Source organism: Mesorhizobium loti (assembly GCA_014189435.1).
In the GTDB taxonomy this organism is placed as follows: Bacteria; Pseudomonadota; Alphaproteobacteria; order Rhizobiales; family Rhizobiaceae; genus Mesorhizobium; species Mesorhizobium loti_G.
Map to the genome: position 1 here is coordinate 1605013 of CP050293.1, position 26060 is coordinate 1631072.

The following is a 26060-nucleotide window of genomic DNA, read 5'->3' on the forward strand; positions in this document are numbered from 1 at the left end:
CTGGCGGCGGCCTTGGACCGCCGCCGTTTTTCCTTGTCTCTACGCCGCAAATCGCAGGCCGCCGTCGCAGGTCAGCACCTGACCGGTCATGAAGCCGTTGGAGACGAGAAAGGCGATTGCCGAGGCGACGTCTTCGGCGCGACCGACGCGACCAACCGGGGTCTTGCCGGCATAGTCGGTAAAGATCGCCTGCTTCTGTTCCTCGGCCAGAAAATCCCACCAGGGCGTGTCGATGACGCCGGGCGCCACGACATTGACGCGCAGCGGTTTCAGCTCCAGGGCCAGGATCGGCACCACGGTCAACAGCATGCCGTTGATGGCGGCGATGCCGGCGACGCCGGGCGTTGCGAGCTGCGCCGAGACCGCCGAGATGAAGGTGACCGATCCGGCCTTGTTCAGCGTCGGCAAGGCTGCCTGCAGGCAGGACAGCTGCGGGCGGACTTTCTCGTCGACGCCGCTGCCGATGTCGCTCAGGTCAAGTGTCGGGAAGGGGCCAAGGCCCTTGCCGCCGCTGGCCGCCAGCACCAGATGGTCGAAAGGACCGAGGTGCTCGAAGAATTGACGGACCTCATCCGGCTTCGAGGCGTCAAACGCCGCCTTCTCGGCAGCGCCGCCAAGACCCTTCCATGCGCTCTTCAGTTTCTCCTCGTTGCGCCCGATGATGGTCACCTTCATGCCCGGACCAAGCAGTTTTCGCGCTGTCGCCAGGCCGATGCCTGATGAGCCGCCGATGATGACAGTGTGTTCGGTTGTCTGGGTCATGAATGCTGTTCCTTCGATGTGGGGGAGGCCGGGCCGACGAGATCGAGACTCAAGGCTCGCAACTGTTGCCTTGCCTTGGCGTCATAGGCCTGGGCATCGGCTCGAGATTCCCGCAGGCCATCGAAATAGAGGCCGGTGCGCCCGTCCAGCGCCGGCGATGTCGCGAGGTTGAGGATGGCGTCGGCGCCGGTTTCGACCGAGCTCCATGGTGTCACGCCGGCCTGCCGGACCATGGTGGTGTTCATGTAGCTCGCCGGATGCAGCGCGTTGACGGTGACGCTGGTGCCTTTCAGCTGCTCCGCCAAATCGACGGTGAACAGGATCTGCGCCAGCTTGCTCTGGCAGTAGGCGCGCACGCCACTGTAGCCGTGGGTCAGCATGACATCGCTGAAATCGATCGCCTGCTGCCCCGCCGAGGCGACATTGACGATGCGCGCCGGAGCGCTCGCCTTCAGCAATGGCAGAAGCTCCGATGTAAGCAGGAAACCGGCGAGATAATTGACCGCGAAGCGCAGTTCGTAGCCGTCGGCGCTGACCTGCCTTTTGGCTCCTTGGCCCGCTGTGCCGATGCCGGCATTGTTGACGAGGATGTCGAGCCGGTTCGTCCGGGCACGCACCGCTTCGGCAAGCCGCAGCACTTCGGCCAGCGAAGAGAGGTCGGCGACCAGAAGCTCGGCCTTGCCGCCGGCGGCTTCGATCTCGGTAACAACGGCCTTGCCGCGCGTCGCATCGCGGCCATGCACCAGCACACGGGCGCCGGCGGCGCCGAGCTGTTGCGCGACGACGCGGCCAACCCCGTCGGTCGAGCCGGTGATGAGGATTGTCTTGTCTTTGAGTTCCATGTTCAGAGCCTCCGTTCTGTTGCTCTGAACCGAAGATGGGACAGTTGGCGCGAGCCAAACAGTTCAAACTTTATCCTGGTATCAATACTGCTATAATATGCGCATGGAGACCCAACCCCACTCGGTCCCGACACACTCCGCTGAAGACAGCCGCCGGCGCGAACTCGGCGCCTTCCTGCGCTCGCGCCGCGAAAGGCTGACGCCCTCGGCCACCGGCATCGCCACCGGTCTCAGGCGGCGTACGCCCGGCTTGCGGCGCGAGGAGGTGGCGATGATCGCCGGCGTCGGCACGACCTGGTACACATGGCTGGAGCAGGGGCGGGAGGTCAGGCCTTCGGTCGAGGTGCTGACGGCGCTCGCCGAAGCACTGCGCCTCGACGCAGCCGAAAAACAGCATCTGTTCATCCTCGCCAACCGCCAGCAGCCGGAGCGCCGTGCCGTGGCGCCGGAAAAAGTCGACGGCCCGTTGCTGCATATGTTGCAGAGCCTGGTGCTGCAGCCGGCCTATGTGGTCGGGCGGCGCTGGGACGTGCTGGCCTGGAACCCGGCGGCGGTGGCGGTGTTCGGCGATTATGGCCTGCTGGAGGGTGATGCCCGCAACATCGTCCATATGGTGTTCACCAATCCGCACCACCGGCGCCTGCTGGTCGACTGGGAGGAATTGGCGCGCACGGTGCTGGCCTCGTTCCGCGCCGCGAGCGCCCGGTATGTCGGCGATCCGGATTTCGAGCGGCTGATCGAGTTGATGACGCGCTCGAGCCCGGAGTTCCGCAGCTGGTGGCCGCAGCGCGACGTCGCGCACCGATTGTCGGGGGTGAAGCATGTCCGGCACCCGAGCGCGGGCGCCATGACCTTCGAGCATATGAGCCTGTCGATCGGCGACGGCTCCGACATGAAGCTGATCGTCTACACACCGCTCGCCGAGCAGAACTCGGTCGCCAAGCTGCAGACATTGCTGGATGAACTGCCGGCCGAGCGACGCAGCGCTTGACGACGGTGCGTGTTGTGGCGAAGCCCTCTCGGCTTCGTCATCCTAGGGCGAAGCAGCCGCGAAGCGGCGTCGCGGAGACCCTGGGATCCATTCCGTGACATTGGTCCTGGAGTGCAGCGGAGCAGAATTCTGCACCCGCAGCGGCGCTTAGAGGTCGCGGCATGGATCCTCGGGTCTGCGCCGCGTCGCTACGCTCCTTGCTCCGCCCGTGGATGACGAAGTGATAGGGTGCCTCAGCCATCCCCACTGTCGACAACAGCTCAACGGCTGGTAAGGACGAGACATTACCCCTTCGGCTTCAGCCCATCCAAGAACAATTGCTCGAGAAATCTTGCCGCATCCTCGAAGCGGCCTTCGCCACCGCGGTTCGGCCCGAGCACGGCGCGGACCTGGACGTCGAAATCGGCATAATGCTGTGTCGTCGCCCAGATCGAGAAGATCAGGTGCCACGGATCGGTCTTGGCGATCTTGCCGGCGCGCATCCAGCCCTTGATGACGGTCGCCTTCTCGTCGACCAGCGTCTTCAGTTCGCCGGCCAGCAGCGGCATGATGCGCGGCGCGCCTTGCAGGATCTCGTTGGCGAACAGCCGGCTCTCGCGTGGAAAGTCGCGCGCCATCTCCAGCTTGCGCCTGATGTAGCTCCTGAGTTCCGTCATGGGGTCGCCGATATCGTCGAGTTCCCTGAGTGGCGCCAGCCAGGTGTCGAGCAGGCGCTGCATCAACGTCTCGTGGATGTCTTCCTTGCGGCGGAAATAATAGAGCAGGTTCGGCTTCGACATGCCGGCGGCTTCGGCGATCTGATCGATGGTCGAGCCACGGAAGCCGTTGGTGGAGAAGACCTCGAGCGCCGCCTCCAGGATGAGTTCGCGCTTTTCCTGCTGGATGCGGGTGCGACGAGGGGCGTCCGTGCTGGTGGTCACCGTTGCCAGCCCTCGCGTTGAGGGTCATCTGGACCAATTCTCTGGACCAGTTTTTCCCTAGCCTGTGGAACGCACTTCAGGTGCCGCATTTCCGCTAGTAATCCCTTGACCGCCGACAGGGCGGTGCTAACGTTTGTCCAATCGGTCAAAAATTTGCGTAGCATGAAAATGCAGCAAAGACCAAGCGTTGGGCGCACCGAAACAGATTACAAGGGGAAGTCCTGGTCATGTCCAACCGGCTGAAAGTCACGCCGAACGATCTCAGCGCATTCTGGATGCCGTTCACGGCAAACCGGCAGTTCAAGCAGGCGCCGCGCATGATGGTGTCCGCCAAGGACATGCATTACACGACCAGCGATGGCCGCAAGGTTCTCGACGGCACCGCCGGTCTCTGGTGCGTCAATGCCGGCCACTGCCGGCCGAAGATCACCGAGGCGATCCAGCACCAGGCCGCCGAGCTCGATTATGCGCCCGCCTTCCAGATGGGTCATCCGATCGTGTTCGAGCTGGCCAACCGCCTGGTCGACATCGCGCCCAAGGGCATGGACCATGTCTTCTTCACCAATTCCGGCTCGGAATCGGTCGAAACCGCGCTCAAGATGGCGATCGCCTATCACCGCGTGAAGGGCGAGGGCGCCCGCACCCGCCTGATCGGCCGCGAGCGCGGCTATCACGGCGTCAATTTCGGCGGCATCTCGGTCGGCGGCATCGTCACCAACCGCAAGATGTTCGGCACGCTGCTCGGCGGCGTCGACCACATGCCGCACACGCATCTGCCGGAAAAGAACGCTTTCACCAAGGGCGTGCCGGAGTATGGCGCGGAACTCGCCAACGAGCTGGAGCGCATCGTTGCCCTGCATGACGCCTCGACCATCGCCGCCGTCATCGTTGAGCCGGTCGCCGGCTCCACCGGCGTCATCCTGCCGCCGAAAGGTTATTTGCAGAAGCTGCGCGAAATCTGCACCAAGCACGGCATCCTGTTGATCTTCGACGAGGTCATCACCGGTTTTGGCCGTCTCGGCACGCCGTTCGCCGCCGATTACTTCGGCGTCACGCCCGACATCATGACCACCGCCAAGGGCGTCTCCAACGGCGTCATCCCGATGGGCGCGGTGTTCGTGAAGAAGGAAATCCACGACGCCTTCATGACCGGCCCCGAGCACATGATCGAGTTCTTCCACGGCTACACCTATTCGGGCAATCCGATCGCCTGCGCAGCCGCACTCGGCACGCTCGACACCTACAAGGAAGAGGGCCTGCTGACCCGCGGCGAGGAGCTGGCGCCCTATTGGGAGGACGCGCTGCATTCGCTGAAGGGCGAGCCGAACGTCATCGACATCAGGAATATCGGCCTGATCGGTGCGATCGAACTGGCGCCGATCGCCGGCCAGCCGACCAAGCGGGCCTTCTCGGCCTTCGTCAAGGCGTTCGAGCGCGGCGCGCTGATCCGCACCACCGGCGACATCATCGCGCTGTCGCCGCCGCTGATCATCACCAAAGGCCAGATCAACGAATTGATCGACCATGTGCGTGATGTGCTGCGGTCGATAGACTAGATCTGCTTTGCCTGGACGGGTGGCGGCGGGAACCGCCGCCCGACCAGTATATGAAATGAGAGGACTTTGAATGGCCGCACCCGGCGAGAATCTGCGAATCAATTCAGACCGTTTGTGGGATTCGCTGATGGAGATGGCGAAGATCGGCCCCGGCATTGCCGGCGGCAACAATCGCCAGACCGTGACCGACGAGGACGGCGAGGGCCGGCATCTGTTCAAGCGCTGGTGCGATGCGGCCGGGCTCGAAATGGGCGTCGACGAGATGGGCACGATGTTTGCCCGCCGCGAAGGCACCGATCCCAGCCTGCCACCGGTCTATGTCGGCAGCCATCTCGATACGCAGCCGACCGGCGGCAAGTATGACGGCGTGCTGGGCGTGCTGGGCGGGCTTGAAGTGGTGCGCTCGCTCAACGATCTCGGCATCAAGACCAAACATCCGATCGTCGTCACCAACTGGACGAATGAGGAAGGCTCGCGCTTCGCGCCGGCTATGATGGCATCCGGCGTGTTCGCCGGCGTACTCGACCAGGCCGATGTCTACGGGCATGTCGACAAGGCCGGCAAGAAGTTCGGTGAGGAGCTGGAGCGGATCGGCTGGAAAGGCACCGAAAAGGTCGGCGACCGCAAGATCCACGCCTTCTTCGAACTGCATATCGAGCAAGGGCCGATCCTCGAGGACGAGGACATCGACATTGGCGTCGTCACTCACGGCCAGGGCCTGAAATGGCTGCAGGTGACGCTGACCGGCAAGGAAGCGCATACCGGCTCGACGCCGATGCCCAAGCGCCGCAATGCCGGGCTCGGCATGGCGCGGGTGATCGAGCTGGTGCACGAGATCGCCATGGACTACCAGCCCGACGCCGTCGGCGCGGTGGGCCACATGGAAGTGTTTCCCAATTCGCGCAACATCATCGCCGGGCGCACTGTCTTCACCGTCGACATCCGCTCGCCGGAAAAGGAAGTGCTGGATGCGATGGACGGCCGCATCCGCGAAGGCATCGACACGATCTGCGAGGCACTCGACATCCAGTACAAGATCGAACAGGTCGGCGCTTTCGATCCGGTCACCTTCGACGCCGGCTGCGTCAAGGCAATCCGCGATGCCGCCGACCGCCTCGGCTATTCCCATCGCAACATCGTTTCCGGCGCCGGCCACGACGCCTGCTGGATCAACCGCGTTGCGCCGACCGCCATGGTGATGTGCCCCTGCGTCGACGGGCTGAGCCACAACGAGGCCGAGGACATCACCAAGGAATGGGCCTCGGCTGGCGCCGACGTTCTGTTCCATGCGGTGGTGGAGACGGCTGTCATCGTGGAGTGATCCTAGAAATCTAGATTCCAAACGCCGCTCGCAAAGAAGCGCGAAGAGAACAAGGGAACAAGAAAAATGACCAAAGTCATCAAGAACGGCACCATCGTCACCGCTGACCGCACGTGGAAGGCCGATGTGCTGATGCAGCACGGCAAGATCGTCGCCATCGGTTCGGACCTGCATGGCGACCATGAGTTCGATGCCACCGGCTGCTACATCATGCCGGGCGGCATCGACCCGCACACGCATCTCGAAATGCCGTTCATGGGCACCTATTCGGCCGATGATTTCGAATCCGGCACGCGGGCAGCGCTTGCCGGCGGCACCACGATGGTGGTCGATTTCTGCCTGCCGGCGCCGCAGCAATCGCTGCTCGAAGCCTTGCAGATGTGGGACAACAAGACCTCGAAGGCGTCATGCGATTATTCCTTCCACATGGCGATCACCTGGTGGGGCAAGCAGGTGTTCGACGAGATGGCCACCGTCGTCGACAAGGGCATCACCTCGTTCAAGCATTTCATGGCCTACAAGGGCGCGCTGATGGTCGATGACGACGAGATGTACGCGTCGTTCCAGCGCTGCGCCGACCTTGGCGCGCTGCCGCTGGTGCATGCCGAGAATGGCGACGTGGTTGCCGCTTTGTCGCAGAAGCTGCTGGCCGCCGGCAACAACGGCCCCGAGGGGCACGCCTATTCGCGGCCGCCGGAAGTGGAAGGCGAGGCGACCAACCGTGCCATCATGATCGCCGACATGGCCGGCGTGCCGCTCTATGTCGTGCATGTCTCCTGCGAGCAGAGCCATGAAGCCATCCGCCGGGCGCGGCAGAAGGGCATGCGGGTGTTCGGCGAGCCGCTGATCCAGCATCTGACGCTGGACGAGAGCGAATATTTCGACAAGGACTGGGATCATGCGGCGCGCCGGGTGATGAGCCCGCCCTTCCGCAACAAACTGCACCAGGATTCGCTGTGGGCCGGCTTGCAGGCGGGCTCGCTGCAGGTGGTGGCAACCGACCATTGCGCCTTCACAACCAAGCAGAAGCGCAACGGTGTCGGCGATTTCACCAAGATCCCGAACGGCACCGGTGGCCTCGAAGACCGCATGCCGGTGCTGTGGACCACCGGCGTCAACACCGGCCGGCTGACGATGAACGAGTTCGTCGCGGTGACCTCGACCAACATCGCCAAGATCCTCAACATGTATCCGAAAAAGGGCGCCATCGTCGAAGGCGCGGATGCCGACATCGTCGTCTGGGATCCGAAGCGGAAGAAGAAGATTTCCTCGAAGAAGCAGCAGTCCGTCATCGACTACAATGTCTTCGAAGGGTTCGAGGTGACCGGCCTGCCGCGCTTCGTGTTCTCGCGCGGCGAACTGTCGATTCAGGAGAGCGAAATCAAGGCCAAGCCCGGTCATGGCGAGTTCGTTGGCCGCGAGCCGAATGCGGCGGTCAACCGGGCGCTGTCGACCTGGAAAGAGATTTCCGCGCCGCGCAAGGTGGAACGCACCGGTATCCCGGCGACCGGGGTTTGAGCTTGGCGCGTTCGGCCGCGCTCATTTCGTTGGTTTTGGCGGCAAGTGTCGCAGGCCCGGCAGCGGCAGGCGGCGTGCTGGCCGGCTCCTGGGGCAATGATGTCGGCTGTGCCGGCGTCAAGGCCGGTTATCAGGACAGCGACGCCTATATCGTGCTGACCGCCGAGGGCATCGAGACCTATGGCAGCGGCTGCCGGTTCGCACAGCAATTGACGCCGGTGCTGGGCGCACAATCGCTGACTTCGACCTGTTCCGCCGAAGGAGAGGCGGGAACGACAATCGAAACCGTCGTGGTCACCAACAAGGGAGAGGATGGTTTCTTCGTCACCATTCCAGGCCTTGAGGAAATGGGGCCGTTGCAATCATGTTCGTGATGTCAGGCATTGGGGGATGAGCATGCGCGGTTTTTGTTTTTCTGTTGCGATGGTTGTCGTGCTGGCTGCCGGTCAGGCGTCGGCGGCAGGTATCGATCTGTCGAAACCCTATGGCGACAAATATGGCTGCATCAACCGCAACGGTCAGGAAGTCGCCGCCGATCAGATGCTGCTGTTGACCGACAAGGAATTGATCACCGCCGCCAGCGCCTGCACGTTCACGAAGACGCAAGCGCAGGCTGACGGATCGCTCGTGGTGACGGCGACATGTGAGGCGGAAGGCGAAGAGGGACAGGAGCCGACCAAGTTTACCATAAAGCACAGCGCCAAGAACGCCAAGAAACTGACGATCGCCGATGAGGACGGCAACGTCATGGGAGACGTTTCGCGGTGCAAATGACAGCGATCCCGTCAGCGTCAGGCGACCAGCGCGTCCAGCTCCGGCAGCAGGACGACGCTTTCCTGTTCGTTGGGATCGGTGCGGGCAATGACGGCCGAGGACGGGGCGCCGCTCAGATTGGCCGGCAGATGCGGCACGCCGGCGGGAATGTAAAAAAGGTCGCCGGCCTTGACGACGATATGATGCTCGAGCCGGTCGCCGTACCAGGTATGGACTTCGCCGGAGAGGACATAGATCGCCGTTTCATGGCTCTCATGCATGTGCGCCTTGGCGCGGGCGCCGGGCGGCAAGGTGAGCAAGTGCATGCAGATGCCGGAGGCGCCGACGGTCTCCGCGGCAATGCCGGCGAAATAGGTCAGCCCTTGCTTGCCTTCATAAGTGCTTTCAGGGCGGATAAGATGACAAGTCGGTTTGGGCGACATCGGGGAAACTCCGGGCGTCGATTGAGTGGGACAAGGTCAGTGGGACAGGGCCAAATGGGACAGGGTAAGTGGAAAACAACATCGCGATAAAAGCAATCGGATTCCAGCCGACGCCGCAGGGGCGGGAACAGGCAGGCGGCGACCGATGACAGGCACTTCGCCAGCCGTCGTCGCGGCAAGCAAACTCGGGCTGACCTTCCAGACCAATGACGGGCCGGTGCAGGCGCTGTCCAATGTCGACCTGACCATCGGCAAGGGGGAGTTCGTCTCCTTCATCGGGCCTTCGGGCTGCGGCAAGACCACCCTGCTGCGCGTCATCGCCGATCTGGAGAAGCCGACCTCGGGGACGATTTCCGTCAATGGCATGACGGCAGAACAGGCGCGCGAGAAACGCGCCTACGGCTATGTCTTCCAGGCGGCGGCGCTGTTTCCGTGGCGGACCATCGAGCGCAATGTCGGGCTTCCGCTGGAGATCATGGGTCTGTCCAAGGCGGAACAGGCGCAGCGCATCAAGCGCACGCTCGACCTCGTCAACCTCTCGGGATTCGAGAAGAAATACCCCTGGCAGCTCTCGGGCGGCATGCAGCAGCGCGCCTCGATCGCCCGCGCGCTGGCCTTCGACGCCGACCTCCTGCTGATGGACGAGCCGTTCGGTGCGCTGGACGAGATCGTGCGCGACCATCTCAACGAGCAATTGCTGGAGCTGTGGGGACGCACCAACAAGACCATCTGCTTCGTCACCCACTCCATTCCGGAAGCGGTCTATCTGTCGACACGGATCGTCGTCATGTCGCCGCGCCCGGGCCGCGTCAGCGACATCATCGAATCGACGCTGCCGAAGCAGCGGCCGCTCGACATCCGCGAGACGCCGGAGTTTTTGGCGATCGCGGCGCGCGTGCGCGACGGGCTGCGGGCAGGGCATAGCTATGATGATTGAGGGGGCGAACGACGGGCTCCCTCCTCTCCCCAACGGGGAGAGGGTGGCCGGAGCCAAGCGGAGGTCGGGTGAGGGGGCGGCCCACAGCGCCTTCGTGGTCCTAGGGCGAAGCAACGGCGAAGCGGCCTGCGTAAAGGGAGTGGCCAACCACGCCTTCGTCATCCTAGGGCGGAGCAGGCGCGAAGCGGCCTGCGTAGACCCTAGGATCCATGCCGTGACGCCTGCCGGAAGGTGCAAGCGGTCCAGAATGTCTGCGAGGCAGGGCGAGGCACAGGGAGCCATGTTCCGCACCGTTGCGGAGCGCAGAGGTCACGGCATGGATCCTAGGGTCTGCGCCGCGTCGCTTCGCTCCTTGCTTCGCCCTAGGATGACGAAGAGAAAGGACCTCCGCTTCGCTCCGGCCACCCTCTCCCCGTTGGGGAGAGGAGGGTGCTCGTCCGGCGAGGCCTGCTAGATGGACACCTTCCGCGACAAGCTCGTCCCCGTGACCTCCATCCTCGCTGGCGTGGTCGTGCTCTGGTATGTCTTCGCCGTCATCCTCAACACGCCGTTCCAGCGCGATCTCGACCGCCGTGCCGGCGAAACATCCACGTTCGGCGAATTCATCGGCAAGACGCTGTCGCAGCCGAAGCCGACATTGCCGGCGCCGCATCAGGTGGCGGTGAACTTTTTGAGAACACTTTCCTGCGGCCCGTCACCTCGAACCGCAGCCTCGTCTACAATGCGTGGGTGACGCTGTCGTCGACGCTGCTCGGCTTTGCCTTCGGCACGGCGCTCGGCATCATCATCGCGGTGGGCATCGTGCATGTGGCGACGCTCGACCGCAGCCTGATGCCGTGGATCATCGCTTCGCAGACCATCCCCATCCTGGCGGTGGCGCCGATGATCATCGTCGTTCTGGGGGCGGTCGGCATCAGCGGCCTGATCCCGAAGGCGATGATCTCGACCTATCTGTCGTTCTTCCCGGTGACAGTGGGCATGGTGAAGGGCCTGCGCTCGCCCGAGATCATGCATCTCGACCTGATGCACACCTACAATGCCAGTCGTGCGCAGACCTTCTGGAGATTGCGCGTGCCCGCCTCGGTGCCGTTCCTGTTCACCTCGATGAAGGTGGCGGTGGCGGCAAGCCTGGTCGGCGCCATCGTCGGCGAACTGCCGACCGGTGCGGTCGCCGGCATAGGCGCCAAGCTGCTGGCCGGCGCCTATTACAGCCAGTCCATCGATATCTGGTCGGCACTGGTCGCCGGTTCGGTGGTCGCCGCACTTCTGGTCATGGTGGTCGGCATTGCCGGGCGCTTCGTCGACCGCGCCATGGGCGGGAGGCCGGCATGAACTGGCTGAAACCCTCATGGCAAGCGGTGCTGGCGATCGTGCTGTGTCTGATCGCGGTGGCTCTCGGCGCGATCGCCGCGCCGAAAGTAGATGCACTGGCGCAGCCCGCAGGGACGTTGATATATCCATATGTAGCGACGAACTGGCTGATCGTCGGTGTGCTGCTTCTCGCCGCTTTGATCTCGATGGCCAGAATACCGTCCACCGCCGAAGCTGTTGTGCTTTTCATCGGCGCGCATCTGGTCGCCTGGCTGCTGATTGGAGGCATAGCCGGCTTCGAAGGTCTGGCGCGGGCGCCTTATTTCCTGCTGCTCACGGCTGCCTGGCTGCTTGGTTGGCGCTGCGTGGCGGTGCTGTCATCATTGCGTCCTTTCGCCAAATGGGCTCGCACCGCGCTGCGCCTGATCATCCCCGCAATCTTCGGCGCCTGGATCCTGATCATCTGGGAAGCGGTGACGCGCGGCGCCGGCATACCCTTCATCCTGCTGCCGCCGCCAAGCGCCATCGGCGCGCGCATCGCCGGTTCGCTGCCAGTGCTTGGCGCCGATGTCCGGCAGACCATCTTCAAGGCGGTGATCTTTGGCTATGTCGTGGGCAGCGGCGCCGGCTTCATCACCGCGGTGCTCGCCGATCGCGTGCCGTTCCTGCGGCGCGGTCTCTTGCCGATCGGCAATATGGTCTCGGCGCTGCCGATCATCGGCGTCGCGCCGATCATGGTCATGTGGTTCGGCTTCGACTGGCATTCCAAGGCGGCGGTGGTCATCATCATGACCTTCTTCCCGATGCTGGTGAACACGGTTGCCGGCCTTGCCGCCTCCGGCCATATGGAGCGCGACCTGATGCGCACCTACGCGTCGGGCTACTGGCAGACGCTGCTGAAGCTTCGGCTGCCGGCCGCCGCGCCCTTCATCTTCAACGCGCTGAAGATCAACTCGACGCTGGCGCTGATCGGCGCCATCGTCGCCGAGTTCTTCGGCACGCCCGTCGTCGGCATGGGCTTCCGCATCTCGACCGAGGTCGGGCGGATGAACATCGACATGGTCTGGGCCGAAATCGCAGTTGCAGCACTTGCGGGTTCGGTCTTTTATGGCGTGGTCGCTCTTGTCGAAAGAGCCGTCACGTTTTGGCATCCCTCTGTCCGTGGTGGATAGGGGCGGTGGGTTTAAGGGTGCTAACTTCAGAGGGTAAAAAGATGAAAAGACTTGTTATTCCTGTTCTGGCCGGCGCGATGTCGCTTGCCGCGTTCCAGGCAATGGCCGCCGACAAGGTGACGTTGCAGCTGAAATGGGTCACGCAGGCCCAGTTTGCCGGCTACTATGTCGCCAAGGCCAAGGGTTTCTATGAGGCCGAGGGTCTCGACGTCGACATCAAGCCGGGCGGTCCCGATATCGCGCCCGAGCAGGTGATTGCCGGCGGCGGCGCCGACGTCATCGTCGACTGGATGGGCGGTGCGCTGGCCGCCCGCGAAAAGGGCGTGCCGCTGGTCAACATCGCTCAGCCGTTCAAGAAGGCCGGCATGGAGCTGGTCTGCCCGAAGGACGGCCCGATCAAGACCGAAGCCGACTTCAAGGGCCACACGCTCGGTGTCTGGTTCTTCGGCAACGAGTATCCGTTCTACGCCTGGATGAACAAGCTCGGCCTGAAGACCGAAGGCGGCGCCGATGGCGTCACCGTGTTGAAGCAGAGCTTTGACGTGCAGCCGCTGATCCAGAAGCAGGCGGACTGCATCTCGGTCATGACCTACAACGAGTACTGGCAGCTGATCGACGCCGGCTACAAGCCGGAACAGCTGACCGTGTTCAACTACTCGGCCATGGGCAACGACCTGCTTGAGGACGGGCTCTATGCGTCCGAAGACAAGCTCAAGGATCCGGCCTTCGAAGACAAGATGGTGCGTTTCGTGCGCGCCTCGATGAAGGGCTGGAAATACGCCATCGACAACAATGACGAAGCCGCGGGTATCGTCATGGACGGCGGTGGCCAGGACGAGAACCACCAGAAGCGCATGATGAGCGAAGTCGCCAAGCTGGTCGACAATGCCGACGGCAAGCTCGACCCGGCGACCTACGAGCGCACCGCCAAGGCGCTGCTCGACCAGAAGATCATCACCAAGGAGCCGACCGGCGCCTACACCACCGCCATCACCGACAAGGCGGTCAAGTAAGCCTAGTCAGCCACACATCGATCCTGCAAGCGGCGCCTCTGGCAAAAAAGTCAGAGGCGCCGTTCCTTTATGGTGTTCATGACGAAGCTGGTTTCGATCGAGGCGACGCATTTCAGCCGTGCGATCTTTTCCTTGATGAAGCGCTCATACTGTTCGAGGTTTCCCGTCACCACCTTCAGCACATAGTCGCGCGAACCGGTGACGAGGTGGCATTCCAGCACCTCTTCCCAGCCGCGGATCGCGTCCTCGAACATCACGATCTCGTCTTCGTTCTGGCGGCTGAGCCGGATGGTGGCGATGGCGACCATGTTCCAGCCGAAGGCTGAGGGATCGACCAGCGTGGTGTAGCCTCTGATGACACCGGTCTCCTCCAGCCGCCGCACCCGCCTCAGGCAGGGCGACGGCGACAGGCCGATCCGCTCGGCAAGCTCGTTGTTGGTGATACGGGCGTCGGCCTGCAGTTCGCGCAGGATCTTGCGGTCGAAATCGTCGGCTATCTTCTGCTGCATTTTTGGCCGCCTCAGGCAATTCATTGCGAGGATGCAGCCATGCGAGCCCGAAAATAGCAAGGACTGCGCGATGAGGATCGCATAAATTGCCGTGCGACACTCTTTCAAAAGCAGGAAAAAGCCATGCCCGCGCCACGCCCTTCGAAGACCCATATCGGCAACCACAAGCTCCACCCGGAGACGCTGATGCTGAGCTATGGCTTCGATCCGCAGCTTTCGGAGGGCGCGGTCAAGCCACCGGTGTTCCTGACCTCGACCTTCGTGTTCAAGTCGGCGGAAGAGGGACGCGACTTCTTCGATTATACCTCCGGCCGCAAGGAGCCGCCGAGCGGCACGGCGTCCGGCCTGGTCTATTCGCGCTTCAACCACCCCAACAGCGAGATCGTCGAGGACCGGCTGGCGATCTATGAGGGGACGGATGCCTGCATCCTGTTTTCATCAGGCATGTCGGCGATCGCCACGACGCTGCTCGCCTATATCAGGCCGGGCGACGTCATCCTGCATTCGCAGCCGCTTTACGGCGGCACGGAGACGCTTTTGACGCGCACGCTTTCCGGTTTCGGCATCGGCGCTGTCGGCTTCGCGGATGGCGTTGATGAGGCAGCGGTGCGCGCGGCCGCCGAAACGGCCGTCGCGAAAGGCCGCGTTTCGGTCATCCTGATCGAGACGCCGTCCAACCCGACCAACAGCCTGGTCGACATCGCGTTGATGCGGAAGATCGCCGACGAGATCGGCACGCGCCAGGGGTCGACGCCGATCATCGCCTGCGACAACACATTGCTCGGCCCGGTGTTCCAGCGACCGATCGAACACGGCGCCGATGTCTCCGTCTATTCGCTGACCAAATATGTCGGCGGCCATTCCGACCTGATCGCGGGCGCCGCGATGGGCAGCAAGGCGGTCACCAAGCCGATCAAGGCGCTGCGCGGCGCGATCGGCACGCAGCTCGACCCGCATTCCTGCTGGATGCTCGGCCGCTCGCTGGAGACGCTGTCGATCCGCATGGAGCGGGCCAACGACAATGCGCGCGCGGTCGCCGAATTCCTGCGCGATCATGCCAAGGTCGAGAAGGTGCATTACCTGCCGTTCCTGGGCGAGGATACGCCGGCGGGCCGCGCCTACAGGGCGCAATGCACCGGCGCCGGCTCGACCTTCTCCTTCGATATCAAGGGCGGGGAGAAGGCGGCTTTCGCCTTTCTCAACAATTTGCAGATATTCAAGCTGGCGGTGAGCCTGGGCGGAACGGAATCGCTGGCCAGCCACCCCGCGGCCATGACCCATTCGGGCATTCCCTTCGAGGTGCGCCAGCGCATCGGCGTGCTGGAGACCACGGTCAGGCTGTCCATCGGCGTCGAGCATCCGGACGATCTGATCGCCGACCTGACGCAGGCGCTGGCGGCGGTCTGACCGCCGCTTTTCCCCTGAAGTCGGGGGCGGGCAGGCAATCGGGCTCTTTGCCTGCCATCACATATGCGTGCGCCGAAGGATACTTTTGGCCGTCCGACCGTTGTGCTGATGCATCCATGCGCCGGAGAGCCGCAAGGGTGTCACATCCAACGGAGGTTTTTGAAAATGCGCATGCATTCGTTTTCGCCGATCGTTTCGGCACTCGCCGTTTCTGTTTCTATCTTCCTTGTCTCGCCGGCCCTGGCCGACATGGAAAAGTTCAAGGCGACGCTCGATGGCAGCCAGCAGAGCCCGCCCGTCACCACGAAGGGCAAGGGCACGGCTACTTTAACGTTCGACACTGCCAAGAAGAAACTCAGCTGGAACGTCAAATATTCTGGTCTTAGCGGGCCGGCGACGGCTGCGCACATTCACGGCCCGGCAGCGATGGGTGCGAACGCCGGACCGGTCATCCCGTTCAAGAAACTCAAGAGCCCGATCAAGGGATCGGAAACGCTGACCGATGCCCAGGCGGCTGACCTGGAGGCCGGCAAATATTACGTCAACGTCCACACCGCAGCCAACAAGGACGGCGAGATCCGAGGGCAGATCGAGGCGGCGAAGTAAGCGCGGACAGAATAGCGATTGCTTTGGAAGTCGGCGGGACAGCGCCCCCCTCTGTCCTGCCGGACATCTCCCCCTCAAGGAGGGAGATTGGATTTCGCGACTGCCTTCGCCAATTTTCAGCACTGCAAAACAGAGAGCCGGCATTGATGAAGGCCAATCTCCCCCTTGAGGGGGAGATGCCCGGCAGGGCAGAGGGGGGCGCCGTAGAACTCGGCCTTTACCGTCGGCGCTCAAGCCTTGTCGCGTATCTGGGTCATCGTCTTGGTCGGCGTGATCGCTTCGGGGTCGAGCCGGATTTCGACGATCGCCGGCTTGCCGCTGGCGCGTGCGCGTTCGAAGGCAGGGGCGAAATCGGCGGTCTTCTCGACGGTTTCGCCATGACCGCCATAGGCGCGGGCGAGGGCCGCAAAGTCGGGGTTCTTGAGATCGGTGGCCACGACGCGGCCGGGATATTCGCGCTCTTGATGCATGCGAATGGTGCCGTAGATGCCGTTGTTGACGACGACGACGATGATCGGCAGGTCGTATTGCACGGCGGTGGCGAATTCCTGCCCGTTCATCAGGAAGCAGCCGTCGCCGGCGAAAGCAACCACGGTGCGGTCCGGAAACAGCTCTTTGGCGGCGACCGCAGCAGGTGTGCCATAGCCCATCGAGCCTGAGGTCGGCGCACCTTGAGTGGCGAAGCGGCGGAAACGGTGGAAACGATGCACCCAGGTGGCGTAATTGCCGGCGCCGTTGGTGAGGATGGCGTCATCGGGCAGCATCTTTTCGAGGTAATTCATGATCGGCCCCATCTGGACCGAGCCGGGGCCGCTTTCCGGCGGTGTCGACCAGTCGAGATAGGCGGCATGCAGCTTTGGCGTCTCGGTTGCCCAGGTCGGTTCCGAGGCCGGCTTGCGCTTGGCGAAAGCTTCGATGAAGGCAGAAGGCGAGGCGTTGATCGCCAGTGTCGGCCGGTAGACGCGGCCGAGTTCGCTGGCGTCGGCATGGATATGGACCAGCGTCTGGTCGGGGTAGGGGCTTTTCAGCAGGGTATAGTCGGAGGACGGCATCTCGCCCATGCGGCCGCCGATCAGCAGCATGAGGTCGGCCTGCTTGATCGTCGTGGCCAGCTTCGGGTTGATGCCGATACCGACATCGCCGGCATAGTTCGGATGCAGATGATCGAACAGCATCTGGCGGCGGAAGGAACAGCCGACCGGCAGCGACCACGCCTCGGCGATTGTGCGCATCCGCGCCACCGCCTCGGCATCCCAACGCGTGCCGCCGAGGATGATGAACGGCCGCTTGGACTTGGCCAGTAGCTTTTCCAGCGTGTCGAGCTCGGCTTCGCCTGGCCGGGTTTCGACCGGCGTGTGCGGCAAAGCGACGGGCGCTTCGACGACACTGGTCAGCATGTCTTCCGGCAGCGAGATGACCACCGGGCCGGGGCGGCCCGATGTCGCCACCGCGAAGGCGCGGGTGACGAATTCGGGGATGCGCGAGGCGTCGTCGATCTCGACCACCCATTTGGCGATGTCGCCAAAGAACCTGACATAGTCGACTTCCTGGAAAGCCTCGCGCTCCTTGGCGTGGCTGGCGACCTGGCCGATGAACAGGATGACGGGTATCGAATCCTGCATGGCGATGTGGATGCCGGCCGATGCGTTGGTGGCGCCGGGGCCGCGGGTGACGAAGCAGATGCCGGGCTTGCCGGTCAGGCGGCCGTGGCAGTCGGCCATCATGGCGGCACCGCCTTCCTGGCGGCAGACGATGGTGCGGATCGCTGAATCATGCAGCGCGTCGAGCACCGCCAGGTAGGATTCACCCGGCACGCAATAGATGCGGTCGGTGCCGTTGGCTTCGAGCGCGTCGACGATCAGTTGTCCGCCGGTCTTCATTGTCCAGACTTCTCCAGTTCGGCAAGGATTTCTTGCGTGTGCTCGCCGAGGCGCGGCGAGGGGCGCTCATAGACCAGGGGCGTGCCGGACATCACCATCGGCGCGCGCACCGAAGGCAGAAGATTGCCATGGCCATCGTCGAGGTCGAGCCGCATGCCGCGCGCGATGGTCTGCGGGTCGGCAAACATCTGCCCGATCGTGTTGATCGGGCTCGCCGGCACGCTGGCCGCTTCGAGCTTGGCCAGCAGCGGATCGCGATCCCAAATCTTCAGCGCCTCGATCATGCGCTCGCGTAGCCTGACCCGGTTGGCGACCCGGGCAGGATTGGTGGCGAAGTCGGGATTTGCAGGCAAATCGTCCAGTCCGACGGCAGCGCAGAATTTGGCGAATTGACCATCATTGCCGACCGCCAGGATGATGTGGCCGTCCCTGACCGGCACCACTTCGTAGGGGGCGATGTTCATATGCGCATTGCCCATCTGCACTGGCGACTTGCCGGAGACGAGATAGTTGAGGTTCTGGTTGCCGAGCGCCGAGATCTGGGTGTCGAACAGCGCCATATCGACGTGCTGACCTTCGCCAGTCTGTTCGGCGTGGCGCAGTGCCGCCTGGATGGCGATGACCGAATAGAGGCCGGTGAAGATGTCGGAGATGGCAACGCCCGCCTTTTGCGGCTCGCGGCCAACCTCGCCGGTGATCGACATCATGCCGGCCATGGCCTGGATGATGAAGTCATAGCCGGCGCGCGGCGCGTAGGGCCCATCTTGGCCGAAGCCGGTGATCGAGCAATAGACGAGGCGTGGGTTGATCTTGCGCAGGCTGTCATAGTCGAGGCCGTATTTCTTCAGGCCGCCGAGCTTGAAGTTCTCGATCAGCACGTCCGAAGTCGCGACCAGCCGGCGCACGGTCTCGGCGCCTTCCGGCGTCGAGAAATCGATGGCGATGGAGCGCTTGCCGCGGTTGCAGGAGTGGTAATAGGCGGCCGACAGGTTCTCGCCCTCCTTGCCCATGACGAAGGGCGGGCCCCATTTGCGGGTGTCGTCGCCGCCATCGGGGCTCTCGACCTTGATGACATCGGCGCCGAGATCGGCAAGCAACTGCCCGGCCCATGGCCCGGCAAGGATGCGGGCGAGTTCGACGACGCGGACGCCTTTCAGCGGGGGCTCAGCCATGGATCACCGTGGTTGCCGCAATCACCTTGATTGCTACGAGAGCAGAGCCTCTATCAAGCCCTGCAACGGCTGTCACGGCTCTTGCGATGGGCCAATCCGTCACGCTTTCAGGATATCGTCCGCCCAAGCCGCGAAATCGCCCATGATGATGTCGCGGTTCACCTCGTTCAGGCTTTCGTGGCGGGTGTCGGCGTAAGCCTTTGAAACCAGATTCGAAAAGCCCATCTTGCGCATGCGATTGGCAAGATGGGTGATGCCTTTGCCGTAATCCGAGGCGGGATCCTTTTCGCCGCCGACGATGCTGACGGGAAGTTCGCGCCTGATGCCGGCAAAGCCGGCATCCTTGCCGCCGTTCATCGCCATGCCGACGACGTCGCGCCACATCGACACCGAGGCATCCCAGCCGCATAACGGATCGGCGATGTATTTTGCCACTTCCGCCTCGTCGCGCGACAGCCAGTCGAACAGGGTGCGGTGGTTGGGCACCGCCTTGCCCCAGGCCTGGAAAGTGAGCTTCGGCAGCAGGCGCGATGGCACGTCGGAGCCGAGCCGCATCCGTTCCCAGGCGAGGATGCCAAGCGCCAGCTGTCCGAGCAGTCCTTGCGAAAAATCGCAGTTCCAGATTGCGGCGGCATGAACGCGCGGCGAGTGGTGCAACAGGTAGTTCAGCGCCACGGACGCACCCATCGAATGACCAAACAGGATGACCGGCCGGTTCGGGTGTTCGCTGGCGATAAGATCATGGACGGCATCGACGTCGGCGATCACCTTGGCCGGGCCGTCCCTGTCGGCGAACCTGCCGAGCGGCGCGTCGGGCGCCTTGGTCGCGCCATGGCCGCGATGATCGTGGACATAGACGTGGAAGCCGCGCTGCGCCAGAAAATCGGCAAAGCGGTCATAGCGCGCGGCGTGCTCGGCCAGGCCGTGATTGATCTGGACGACGGCACGTGCCCGCCCATCGGCTTGCCTGACGAAAAGATTGAGATCGGCACCGGTCGGCGAGGCAACCACGCGCTGCTGGCTGAATGACATGCCGCTCGATCTCCAACGCGTCCTCTACTGCCGAGACTTTGTTTGCGCCGGTGCCGGTTTTGCGTCAATCCGCCTTGCCTGCTTTTCGCAGACGATGTTTCTTGCGTTTGACCAGCAAAATATCGCAATTCTGACATGGAGACAGCTTCAGTCTGTCGCCCACTTCTTCAGCCGGGGATTCTCCATGCGCATTGGTGTCGTTTTCGGATTGGCCATGTTGGCGGCGTCGCTGGCCGGGGCGGCGCGTGCCGACGTCAAGATGAGCGGCAGCTTCGTAGCCGACGCTGCCTGTCCGGCGACGCAAGCCATCAAGAACGGCAAGAACCCCGGCAATATCTCGACCGATGCCGGGCAGAGCTATCAGCTGCTTGCCGGCAACAAGGATGCGCCGACGCACTACCTCATCCTGGTGCCGGGCGCCGATCCGGAGCGCCGCTGGGTGAAGGTCACCTGCGGCCATGTCTCGGGCAGCAGCGCCGCGACGGTGCCGGCCGCACCGGGCGGGCAGGGCAAGCCGGCGGCATCGGGAAAACCCGAATACGTCTTCGCGCTGAGCTGGCAGCCGGCCTTCTGCGAAACCAAGTCGAGCAAGACCGAATGCAGGGCGCAGAGTGCTGGTGATTTCGACGCCACGCATTTCACCTTGCACGGCCTGTGGCCGCAGCCGAACGGCAATTTCTATTGCCAGGCGACAGCGGGCGACAAGGCCAACGACAATCCGGCCCACTGGAAGGACCTGCCGCCCGTCAACCTGGACGCCAACACCCGCACGGAACTCGATCAGGTGATGCCGGGAACAGCTTCGAAGCTCGAACGGCATGAATGGATCAAGCACGGCACCTGCTACGGCAAAAGCCAGCAGGAGTACTTCTCCGATGCGCTCAATTTGATGCGCGCGGTGAACAGCTCGCCGGTGCGCGATCTCTTTGCCAAGAACATCGGCGGCAAGCTGACGGCGGACCAGATCCGCGGCGCTTTCGACACTGCCTTCGGGGCGGGAGCAGGGGATCGCGTGCGTGTTTCCTGCGTCATCGATCCGTCGAGCGGCAGGCGGCTGATCGGCGAACTGACGCTCGGCCTCGCCGGTCCGATTGGCCCCAACAGCTCGCTCAAGGATCTGCTGCTGGCTTCGGTGCCGACCAACAAGGCCGGTTGCCCGACCGGCACGGTCGACGCGATCGGCTTCCAGTAACAATCAACAAAGACTCGGGACTGTCGCGCTCTGGTGCTATGCTGCGAGCGCATCATTCGGGCGGGGGTCGTAATGGATGGCATGACGAGCAGCGCGCTCGCGCGGCTGGCTTTCTGGGCCAGGGGCATGGTCTCGATCAACGATGCCCGCATGGAATGGCCGGGATTTTCCTACACCGACGCCGAGTGGGCACGCATGCGAACGCTCTGCGAACCGATCGGCGTCGGCAGCTACCAACTGTTCACGATCGTCAATGCGGTGATCTTCATCACGATCGCGGCTATCGGTATTTTCGGTGTCTTCCTGCCGCTGGCGACGCTGCTGTTTCCCATACCGGCGGAAACCAGCGCGCTGAAGTTTTCGCTGCTGCTGGCCGCTTGCGCTTTCCTGATCATCGGCTTTGGCCTGCCGATCTCGATGCGCCTTTCGGCCATGCTGGTGGGCGGCAAGACAATGCGAGCAACACTTGTTTCCGCGCCCGGCGACGAGGCGTTGGCGTCAAAAGTGTCCTGGCAGATCAATCGCATCATGCTGATCCTATGCGGCCTGCTGGTGCCGGGCATCCTGCTGTTCATTGCCTACGACATCGAGGCCGGGCCGATCATCACGGCGTTGAAATGGCTGGCGATCGCGCTGATGGCGGTTTCGACCGTGACAGGCTTTCGGCGGCAGAAGAAGTCGTAGCGAACTAAATCTGTGCGGATTTGGTCCATGCAACGGCGGCGTCGGCTTCGTGGCCGCCCGGCTCGCCGACGACGCGATCGCGCCCGGTCGACTTCGCCTTGTAGAGGCGCTGGTCGGCAAGCGCGAACAGGTCTGCAAGGCAGCGCGTCGTTTCGCTGACGCTGGAAACACCGGCGCTGACGGTCAGCTCGAACCGGCTGGTGGCGGCCGAGCCCTTGACCGCGTGGCGAATGCTTTCGCCGAACAGCCTGGCGACCGGGTGCGGACGCGAACTGAGGATGGCGAATTCCTCGCCGCCGATGCGGAACACCTGGTCCTCGGCGCTTGCCGTCTCGCGAAGCAGCGTCGCAACCGCTTTCAGCACCTTGTCGCCTTCGGCATGGCCGAAACGGTCATTGATCGACTTGAAATGGTCGACATCGATGATCAGCAGGCTGAGCGGCCTGGCGGTGCGCAGGCTGACGTCGACAGCGGCTTCGCCGTCGGCGTCGAAGCGCCCGCGATGCAGCAGACCGGTCAGGCCGTCGCGGCCGACATGTTCGACCAGCGCTTCGTAGCGTTCGCGATAGGTCAGCGTATCGAAGATATCGGTCAGCCCGCGCGGCGCCGCGATCTGGCGCTCCTCGAACCATTTGAGATAGGCGACAAGCATGGTGCTGAAGATCAGCGCCGCCGCCATCTTGGCGAACCAGCCGCCGAAAAAGACCGCGATCGGCGCGCCGGCAACGAAATGCAGCGCCGTGAAGAACCCGACCTGGTCGAAGGTCAGCACGCAAGCGACCGAAATCAGGATGCGCGCGAACGGTGCCTTGCGCAGGGTGCGCCCGAGCTTTTCGTAGAGCAGGATGATCAGGATGGCGTCGACGAACAGCAGCGTCGTGCCCCACACCATCAGCCAGCCCATCTCGTCGATGAAGCCGATGTCGGGCAGCCTGCCGTCGGGAAGTGCCGCGATGACGTGCAGGCGCAGCAGCAGCACCAGCCCGATCATCAGCGCATTGCCGAGCAGCAGGCCGTAGATCGGCTGACGCACGGTGGCGGCGTCCTCTTTCATGTAGAGCAGCAACAGCATGACCAGCTTGCCGGAAAACAGCACCGCCGAGCCCGGCGAGACCATGCCGAACGGCAAGGCGACGTAAAAAACGCTGGCGAGATAGGTCTCGAGGAAGTGCATGACGCCGAGCGCGCAGACGAAGACGCCGAGGCCGATGCGCCGTCTAAAGTGGAAAAGCGTCACCATGACGCTGAAGTAGACGACCGCTTCGGCAAGGAGCAGGAAACTGTTCAGCAATGCCGTCGATCCGATCTTTCTCCTGAAATCGCGACAAATCAGCGATTTCACCCCGATCCTGTTTTGACGCGGAAGGGTTAACCGGAGCTTTCACCGCGCTCTGTGACCGTGGAAAACTTCAGCGGTTGGCGGACACTTCCGCGTGTGAGCGGCCAGATGCGGCAAAAGCGATTGCCGTTCGCCGCCGCATCGCCTACATAGCGGCCAACCTCCATTCAATTCGACAATCCAGTCAGTTTTTTCAGGGAAAGCGCGCGTGGCACGCCAGTTCATCTATCACATGGCCGGCCTCAACAAGGCCTATGGCACCAAGAAGGTGCTCGAGAATGTCCATCTCTCCTTCTATCCCGACGCCAAGATCGGCATCCTCGGCCCCAACGGCTCGGGCAAGTCGACGATCCTCAAGATCATGGCCGGGCTCGACAAGGAGTGGAACGGCGAAGCCTGGCTGGCCGAAGGCGCCACCGTCGGCTACCTGGCGCAGGAGCCAGCGCTCGATCCGGACAAGACCGTGTTCGAAAACATCATGGAAGGCGTCGCCGCCAAGACCGCCATCATCGAGCGCTACAACGAATTGATGATGAATTATTCCGACGAGACGGCCGACGAGTCGGCCAAGCTCCAGGACGAGATGGACCGGCTCAACCTGTGGGATCTCGAACAGCAGGTCGAGATGGCGATGGAAGCGCTGGGCTGCCCGCCCAAGGATCTGGAAGTCACCAAGCTTTCGGGCGGCGAGCGCCGCCGCGTCGCGCTCTGCCAGCTCTTGCTGCGTCAGCCCGACCTTTTGCTGCTCGACGAACCGACCAACCATCTCGACGCCGAGACCACGGCGTGGCTGGAAAAGCATCTGCGTGCCTATCCGGGCGCCGTGATGATCATCACCCACGATCGCTACTTCCTCGACAATGTCACCGGCTGGATCCTCGAACTCGATCGCGGCCGCGGTATTCCCTATGAGGGCAACTACACCAAGTACCTTGAAGCCAAGGCCAAGCGGCTCAAGCAGGAAGGCCGGGAGGACGACGCCCGCCAGCGCGCCATTGGCCGCGAGCGCGAATGGATCCAGTCGAGCCCGAAGGCCCGCCAGACCAAGTCCAAGGCGCGTATCCAGGCGTTCCAGGACCTTTTGGATGCAGCCGACAAGCGGCGTCCGAGCGATACGCAGATCGTCATTCCGCATGGCGAGCGGCTCGGCAATGTGGTGATCGAGGCGGAAGGCCTGTCGAAGGGCTTTGGCGACACGCTTTTGATCGACGGCCTGGAATTCAAGCTGCCGCCCGGCGGCATCGTCGGCGTCATCGGCCCGAACGGCGCCGGCAAGACGACGCTGTTTCGCATGATCACCGGCCAGGAAAAGCCGGATGCGGGTTCCGTGCGCGTCGGCGAGACGGTAAAGCTCGGCTATGTCGACCAGAGCCGCGATGCGCTGGATCCGTCAAAGACCGTGTGGGAAGAGATTTCCGGCGGCGCCGAAGTGGTCAAACTCGGCAAGTTCGAGGCCAACACGCGCGCCTATTGCGCGTCGTTCAACTTCCGTGGCGGCGACCAGCAGCAGAAGGTCGGCAATCTCTCCGGCGGCCAGCGCAACCGCGTGCATCTGGCCAAGATGCTGAAGACCGGCGGCAATGTGCTGCTGCTCGACGAACCGACCAACGATCTCGATACGGAAACGCTGGCGGCGCTTGAAGACGCGCTGGAAAACTTCGGCGGCTGCGCGGTCATCATCTCGCACGATCGCATGTTCCTCGATCGCTTGGCGACGCACATCCTCGCCTTCGAGGGCGACAGCCATGTCGAATGGTTCGAGGGCAATTTCGAGGATTACGAGCAGGACAAGATCCGCCGCCTCGGCCCCGATGCCGTCAACCCGCACCGCATGACCTACAAGAGGCTGACGCGGTAAGGGGTTCCGGGCGGCGATCTCAACCAGCATGAGGAGCTCAAATGGCTGATTGGTCCGCCGCCCAATATCTGAAATTCGAGGATGAGCGCACGCGACCCGCGCGGGACTTGGTCGCGCAGGTGCCGGTCGACTTCCCGCGCCGGGTGGTCGACATCGGCTGCGGGCCCGGCAATTCGACCGGACTGCTGGTCGAGCGCTGGCCGGATGCGCGGGTGAGCGGCTTCGACACTTCGCCCGACATGATCGAGAAGGCGAGGGCGCGCCTGCCCGAGGTCAGCTTCGATCTCGCTGATGCCTCCAGGTGGCAGCCGGCGGAGCCGGTCGACGTGATTTTTGCCAATGCGGTGTTCCAGTGGCTGCCCGAGCATCCCAAGGTCTTCCAGCGACTGATGGGGTTTCTCGCGCCAGGCGGCGCGCTTGCCGTCCAGATGCCCGACAATATGGGCGAGGACTCCCATCGCCTGATGCGGGAGGCCGCCGCCGAAATGCCGTTCGCCGAAAAGCTCAAGGGCGCTGCGCGCGGCCCGTTGCCGCCGGTATCGTTCTACTATGACCTCCTGTCGCCGCTCAGCGATCGGCTGGATATCTGGCACACCATCTACAACCACCCGTTGGCCAACGCCGAAGCGATCGTCGAATGGGTGAAATCGACTGGCTTGAAACCGTTCCTCGATCCGCTGGATGCCGAGGAGCGGACGATATTCCTCGACAGCTACACCGCCAAGATCGCCAAGGCCTATCCGAAGACGGCTGATGGCAAGGTGCTTTTGCGCTTTCCGCGCATCTTCATCGTCGCCAAGCGGGCCTGATTATCCACATTGCGCGGCGCCCGATGCGGCCGC

The 26060-nt window shown here is 63.3% G+C and carries 24 protein-coding genes and 1 pseudogene; 16 read left to right on the forward strand and 9 right to left on the reverse strand.

Annotated features, from left to right (window positions below; all coding sequences use genetic code 11):
• Positions 1-39: 39 nt before the first annotated feature.
• Complete coding sequence (locus HB777_07745; protein QND63803.1) at positions 40-762, reverse strand: SDR family oxidoreductase; 723 nt, start codon at positions 760-762, stop codon at positions 40-42.
• Positions 759-1604, reverse strand: coding sequence for an SDR family NAD(P)-dependent oxidoreductase (locus HB777_07750; GenBank protein ID QND63804.1), 846 nt, complete (start codon positions 1602-1604; stop codon positions 759-761). The genes HB777_07745 and HB777_07750 overlap by 4 nt, the downstream gene beginning before the upstream one ends.
• A 103-nt stretch (positions 1605-1707) precedes the next feature.
• Here HB777_07750 and HB777_07755 point away from each other — a divergent pair, with 103 nt between their 5' ends.
• Entirely contained in the window at positions 1708-2595 is an 888-nt protein-coding gene (locus HB777_07755) for a helix-turn-helix domain-containing protein (protein QND63805.1), read from the forward strand.
• A gap of 284 nt (positions 2596-2879) precedes the next feature.
• On the opposite strand, the gene HB777_07760 is transcribed toward HB777_07755, so the two are convergent.
• Positions 2880-3515, reverse strand: coding sequence for a TetR/AcrR family transcriptional regulator (locus HB777_07760; protein QND63806.1), 636 nt, complete (start codon positions 3513-3515; stop codon positions 2880-2882).
• Positions 3516-3742: 227 nt separating this feature from the next.
• Here HB777_07760 and HB777_07765 point away from each other — a divergent pair, with 227 nt between their 5' ends.
• The 5 genes from HB777_07765 (at position 3743) to HB777_07785 (ending at position 8684) form a co-directional block, all read left to right on the forward strand.
• Positions 3743-5071, forward strand: coding sequence for an aspartate aminotransferase family protein (locus HB777_07765; GenBank protein QND63807.1), 1329 nt, complete (start codon positions 3743-3745; stop codon positions 5069-5071).
• A 70-nt stretch (positions 5072-5141) separates the two neighbouring features.
• On the forward strand, positions 5142-6392 hold the full coding sequence (locus HB777_07770) for a Zn-dependent hydrolase (protein ID QND63808.1): 1251 nt from the start codon (positions 5142-5144) through the stop codon (positions 6390-6392).
• 66 nt (positions 6393-6458) lie between these two features.
• Positions 6459-7910, forward strand: a complete 1452-nt coding sequence (gene hydA / locus HB777_07775) for a dihydropyrimidinase (protein ID QND63809.1) — start codon at positions 6459-6461, stop codon at positions 7908-7910.
• Between the two features lie 2 nt (positions 7911-7912).
• Positions 7913-8284, forward strand: coding sequence for a hypothetical protein (locus tag HB777_07780; protein QND63810.1), 372 nt, complete (start codon positions 7913-7915; stop codon positions 8282-8284).
• Between the two features lie 22 nt (positions 8285-8306).
• On the forward strand, positions 8307-8684 hold the full coding sequence (locus HB777_07785; protein ID QND63811.1) for a hypothetical protein: 378 nt from the start codon (positions 8307-8309) through the stop codon (positions 8682-8684).
• Between the two features lie 17 nt (positions 8685-8701).
• Here HB777_07785 and HB777_07790 read toward each other — a convergent pair whose 3' ends face one another.
• The gene (locus HB777_07790; GenBank protein QND63812.1) at positions 8702-9106 is read right to left on the reverse strand and encodes a cupin domain-containing protein; all 405 of its coding nucleotides are present in this window, start codon (positions 9104-9106) and stop codon (positions 8702-8704) included.
• Between the two features lie 145 nt (positions 9107-9251).
• On the opposite strand from HB777_07790, the gene HB777_07795 reads away from it, so the two are divergent.
• From HB777_07795 to HB777_07810, 4 genes and pseudogenes are all read left to right on the forward strand, one after another.
• Positions 9252-10043, forward strand: a complete 792-nt coding sequence (locus HB777_07795) for an ABC transporter ATP-binding protein (protein ID QND63813.1) — start codon at positions 9252-9254, stop codon at positions 10041-10043.
• Between the two features lie 454 nt (positions 10044-10497).
• Positions 10498-11375 (forward strand): annotated as a pseudogene (locus tag HB777_07800) (ABC transporter permease).
• A complete protein-coding gene (locus HB777_07805) occupies positions 11372-12526 on the forward strand; it encodes an ABC transporter permease (GenBank protein ID QND63814.1) in 1155 nt (384 codons plus the stop codon). The pseudogene HB777_07800 and the gene HB777_07805 overlap by 4 nt, the downstream one beginning before the upstream one ends.
• Positions 12527-12567: 41 nt before the next feature.
• Positions 12568-13539: an ABC transporter substrate-binding protein gene (locus HB777_07810; protein QND63815.1), complete on the forward strand. Its 972-nt coding sequence runs from the start codon at positions 12568-12570 to the stop codon at positions 13537-13539.
• A 50-nt stretch (positions 13540-13589) separates the two neighbouring features.
• Here HB777_07810 and HB777_07815 read toward each other — a convergent pair whose 3' ends face one another.
• Positions 13590-14048, reverse strand: a complete 459-nt coding sequence (locus HB777_07815) for an Lrp/AsnC family transcriptional regulator (GenBank protein QND63816.1) — start codon at positions 14046-14048, stop codon at positions 13590-13592.
• A gap of 123 nt (positions 14049-14171) precedes the next feature.
• On the opposite strand from HB777_07815, the gene HB777_07820 reads away from it, so the two are divergent.
• Positions 14172-15455: a cystathionine gamma-synthase family protein gene (locus HB777_07820; protein ID QND63817.1), complete on the forward strand. Its 1284-nt coding sequence runs from the start codon at positions 14172-14174 to the stop codon at positions 15453-15455.
• 165 nt (positions 15456-15620) lie between these two features.
• Positions 15621-16061 carry a CHRD domain-containing protein gene (locus HB777_07825; GenBank protein ID QND63818.1) on the forward strand — a complete coding sequence of 147 codons (441 nt, stop codon included), beginning with the start codon at positions 15621-15623 and terminating at the stop codon, positions 16059-16061.
• Positions 16062-16291: 230 nt separating this feature from the next.
• Here the strand turns inward: HB777_07825 and HB777_07830 are convergent, their stop codons facing one another.
• The 3 genes from HB777_07830 to HB777_07840 form a co-directional block, all read right to left on the reverse strand.
• A complete protein-coding gene (locus tag HB777_07830; GenBank protein QND63819.1) occupies positions 16292-17941 on the reverse strand; it encodes a thiamine pyrophosphate-binding protein in 1650 nt (549 codons plus the stop codon).
• Positions 17938-19113 carry a CoA transferase gene (locus tag HB777_07835; GenBank protein ID QND63820.1) on the reverse strand — a complete coding sequence of 392 codons (1176 nt, stop codon included), beginning with the start codon at positions 19111-19113 and terminating at the stop codon, positions 17938-17940. Before HB777_07835 ends, HB777_07830 begins: the two co-directional genes overlap by 4 nt.
• Before the next feature lie 99 nt (positions 19114-19212).
• Positions 19213-20145, reverse strand: a complete 933-nt coding sequence (locus HB777_07840) for an alpha/beta hydrolase (protein QND63821.1) — start codon at positions 20143-20145, stop codon at positions 19213-19215.
• Positions 20146-20329: 184 nt separating this feature from the next.
• Here HB777_07840 and HB777_07845 point away from each other — a divergent pair, with 184 nt between their 5' ends.
• Together HB777_07845 and HB777_07850 are read left to right on the forward strand one after the other, a co-directional pair.
• Positions 20330-21337 carry a ribonuclease gene (locus HB777_07845; GenBank protein ID QND63822.1) on the forward strand — a complete coding sequence of 336 codons (1008 nt, stop codon included), beginning with the start codon at positions 20330-20332 and terminating at the stop codon, positions 21335-21337.
• Between the two features lie 81 nt (positions 21338-21418).
• Positions 21419-22021 carry a hypothetical protein gene (locus tag HB777_07850; GenBank protein QND63823.1) on the forward strand — a complete coding sequence of 201 codons (603 nt, stop codon included), beginning with the start codon at positions 21419-21421 and terminating at the stop codon, positions 22019-22021.
• 4 nt (positions 22022-22025) lie between these two features.
• On the opposite strand, the gene HB777_07855 is transcribed toward HB777_07850, so the two are convergent.
• Positions 22026-23312: a diguanylate cyclase gene (locus HB777_07855; GenBank protein ID QND63824.1), complete on the reverse strand. Its 1287-nt coding sequence runs from the start codon at positions 23310-23312 to the stop codon at positions 22026-22028.
• Between the two features lie 256 nt (positions 23313-23568).
• Here HB777_07855 and ettA point away from each other — a divergent pair, with 256 nt between their 5' ends.
• Positions 23569-25218 (forward strand): energy-dependent translational throttle protein EttA, encoded by a 1650-nt coding sequence (gene ettA / locus HB777_07860; GenBank protein ID QND63825.1) that lies wholly within the window; start codon positions 23569-23571, stop codon positions 25216-25218.
• A gap of 41 nt (positions 25219-25259) precedes the next feature.
• Positions 25260-26027 carry a trans-aconitate 2-methyltransferase gene (tam, locus tag HB777_07865; GenBank protein ID QND63826.1) on the forward strand — a complete coding sequence of 256 codons (768 nt, stop codon included), beginning with the start codon at positions 25260-25262 and terminating at the stop codon, positions 26025-26027.
• Positions 26028-26060: the final 33 nt, after the last annotated feature.

Excerpts from the sequence above, each read along its gene's own strand:
- HB777_07745 (QND63803.1), bottom strand. The coding sequence starts at position 762 with ATGACCCAGACAACCGAACACACTGTCATCATCGGCGGCTCATCAGGC.
- HB777_07750 (QND63804.1), bottom strand. The coding sequence starts at position 1,604 with ATGGAACTCAAAGACAAGACAATCCTCATCACCGGCTCGACCGACGGG.
- HB777_07755 (QND63805.1), top strand. The coding sequence starts at position 1,708 with ATGGAGACCCAACCCCACTCGGTCCCGACACACTCCGCTGAAGACAGC.
- HB777_07765 (QND63807.1), top strand. The coding sequence starts at position 3,743 with ATGTCCAACCGGCTGAAAGTCACGCCGAACGATCTCAGCGCATTCTGG.
- HB777_07770 (QND63808.1), top strand. The coding sequence starts at position 5,142 with ATGGCCGCACCCGGCGAGAATCTGCGAATCAATTCAGACCGTTTGTGG.
- hydA (QND63809.1), top strand. The coding sequence starts at position 6,459 with ATGACCAAAGTCATCAAGAACGGCACCATCGTCACCGCTGACCGCACG.
- HB777_07785 (QND63811.1), top strand. The coding sequence starts at position 8,307 with ATGCGCGGTTTTTGTTTTTCTGTTGCGATGGTTGTCGTGCTGGCTGCC.
- HB777_07790 (QND63812.1), bottom strand. The coding sequence starts at position 9,106 with ATGTCGCCCAAACCGACTTGTCATCTTATCCGCCCTGAAAGCACTTAT.
- HB777_07795 (QND63813.1), top strand. The coding sequence starts at position 9,252 with ATGACAGGCACTTCGCCAGCCGTCGTCGCGGCAAGCAAACTCGGGCTG.
- HB777_07805 (QND63814.1), top strand. The coding sequence starts at position 11,372 with ATGAACTGGCTGAAACCCTCATGGCAAGCGGTGCTGGCGATCGTGCTG.
- HB777_07810 (QND63815.1), top strand. The coding sequence starts at position 12,568 with ATGAAAAGACTTGTTATTCCTGTTCTGGCCGGCGCGATGTCGCTTGCC.
- HB777_07815 (QND63816.1), bottom strand. The coding sequence starts at position 14,048 with ATGCAGCAGAAGATAGCCGACGATTTCGACCGCAAGATCCTGCGCGAA.
- HB777_07820 (QND63817.1), top strand. The coding sequence starts at position 14,172 with ATGCCCGCGCCACGCCCTTCGAAGACCCATATCGGCAACCACAAGCTC.
- HB777_07825 (QND63818.1), top strand. The coding sequence starts at position 15,621 with ATGCGCATGCATTCGTTTTCGCCGATCGTTTCGGCACTCGCCGTTTCT.
- HB777_07830 (QND63819.1), bottom strand. The coding sequence starts at position 17,941 with ATGAAGACCGGCGGACAACTGATCGTCGACGCGCTCGAAGCCAACGGC.
- HB777_07835 (QND63820.1), bottom strand. The coding sequence starts at position 19,113 with ATGGCTGAGCCCCCGCTGAAAGGCGTCCGCGTCGTCGAACTCGCCCGC.
- HB777_07840 (QND63821.1), bottom strand. The coding sequence starts at position 20,145 with ATGTCATTCAGCCAGCAGCGCGTGGTTGCCTCGCCGACCGGTGCCGAT.
- HB777_07845 (QND63822.1), top strand. The coding sequence starts at position 20,330 with ATGCGCATTGGTGTCGTTTTCGGATTGGCCATGTTGGCGGCGTCGCTG.
- HB777_07850 (QND63823.1), top strand. The coding sequence starts at position 21,419 with ATGACGAGCAGCGCGCTCGCGCGGCTGGCTTTCTGGGCCAGGGGCATG.
- tam (QND63826.1), top strand. The coding sequence starts at position 25,260 with ATGGCTGATTGGTCCGCCGCCCAATATCTGAAATTCGAGGATGAGCGC.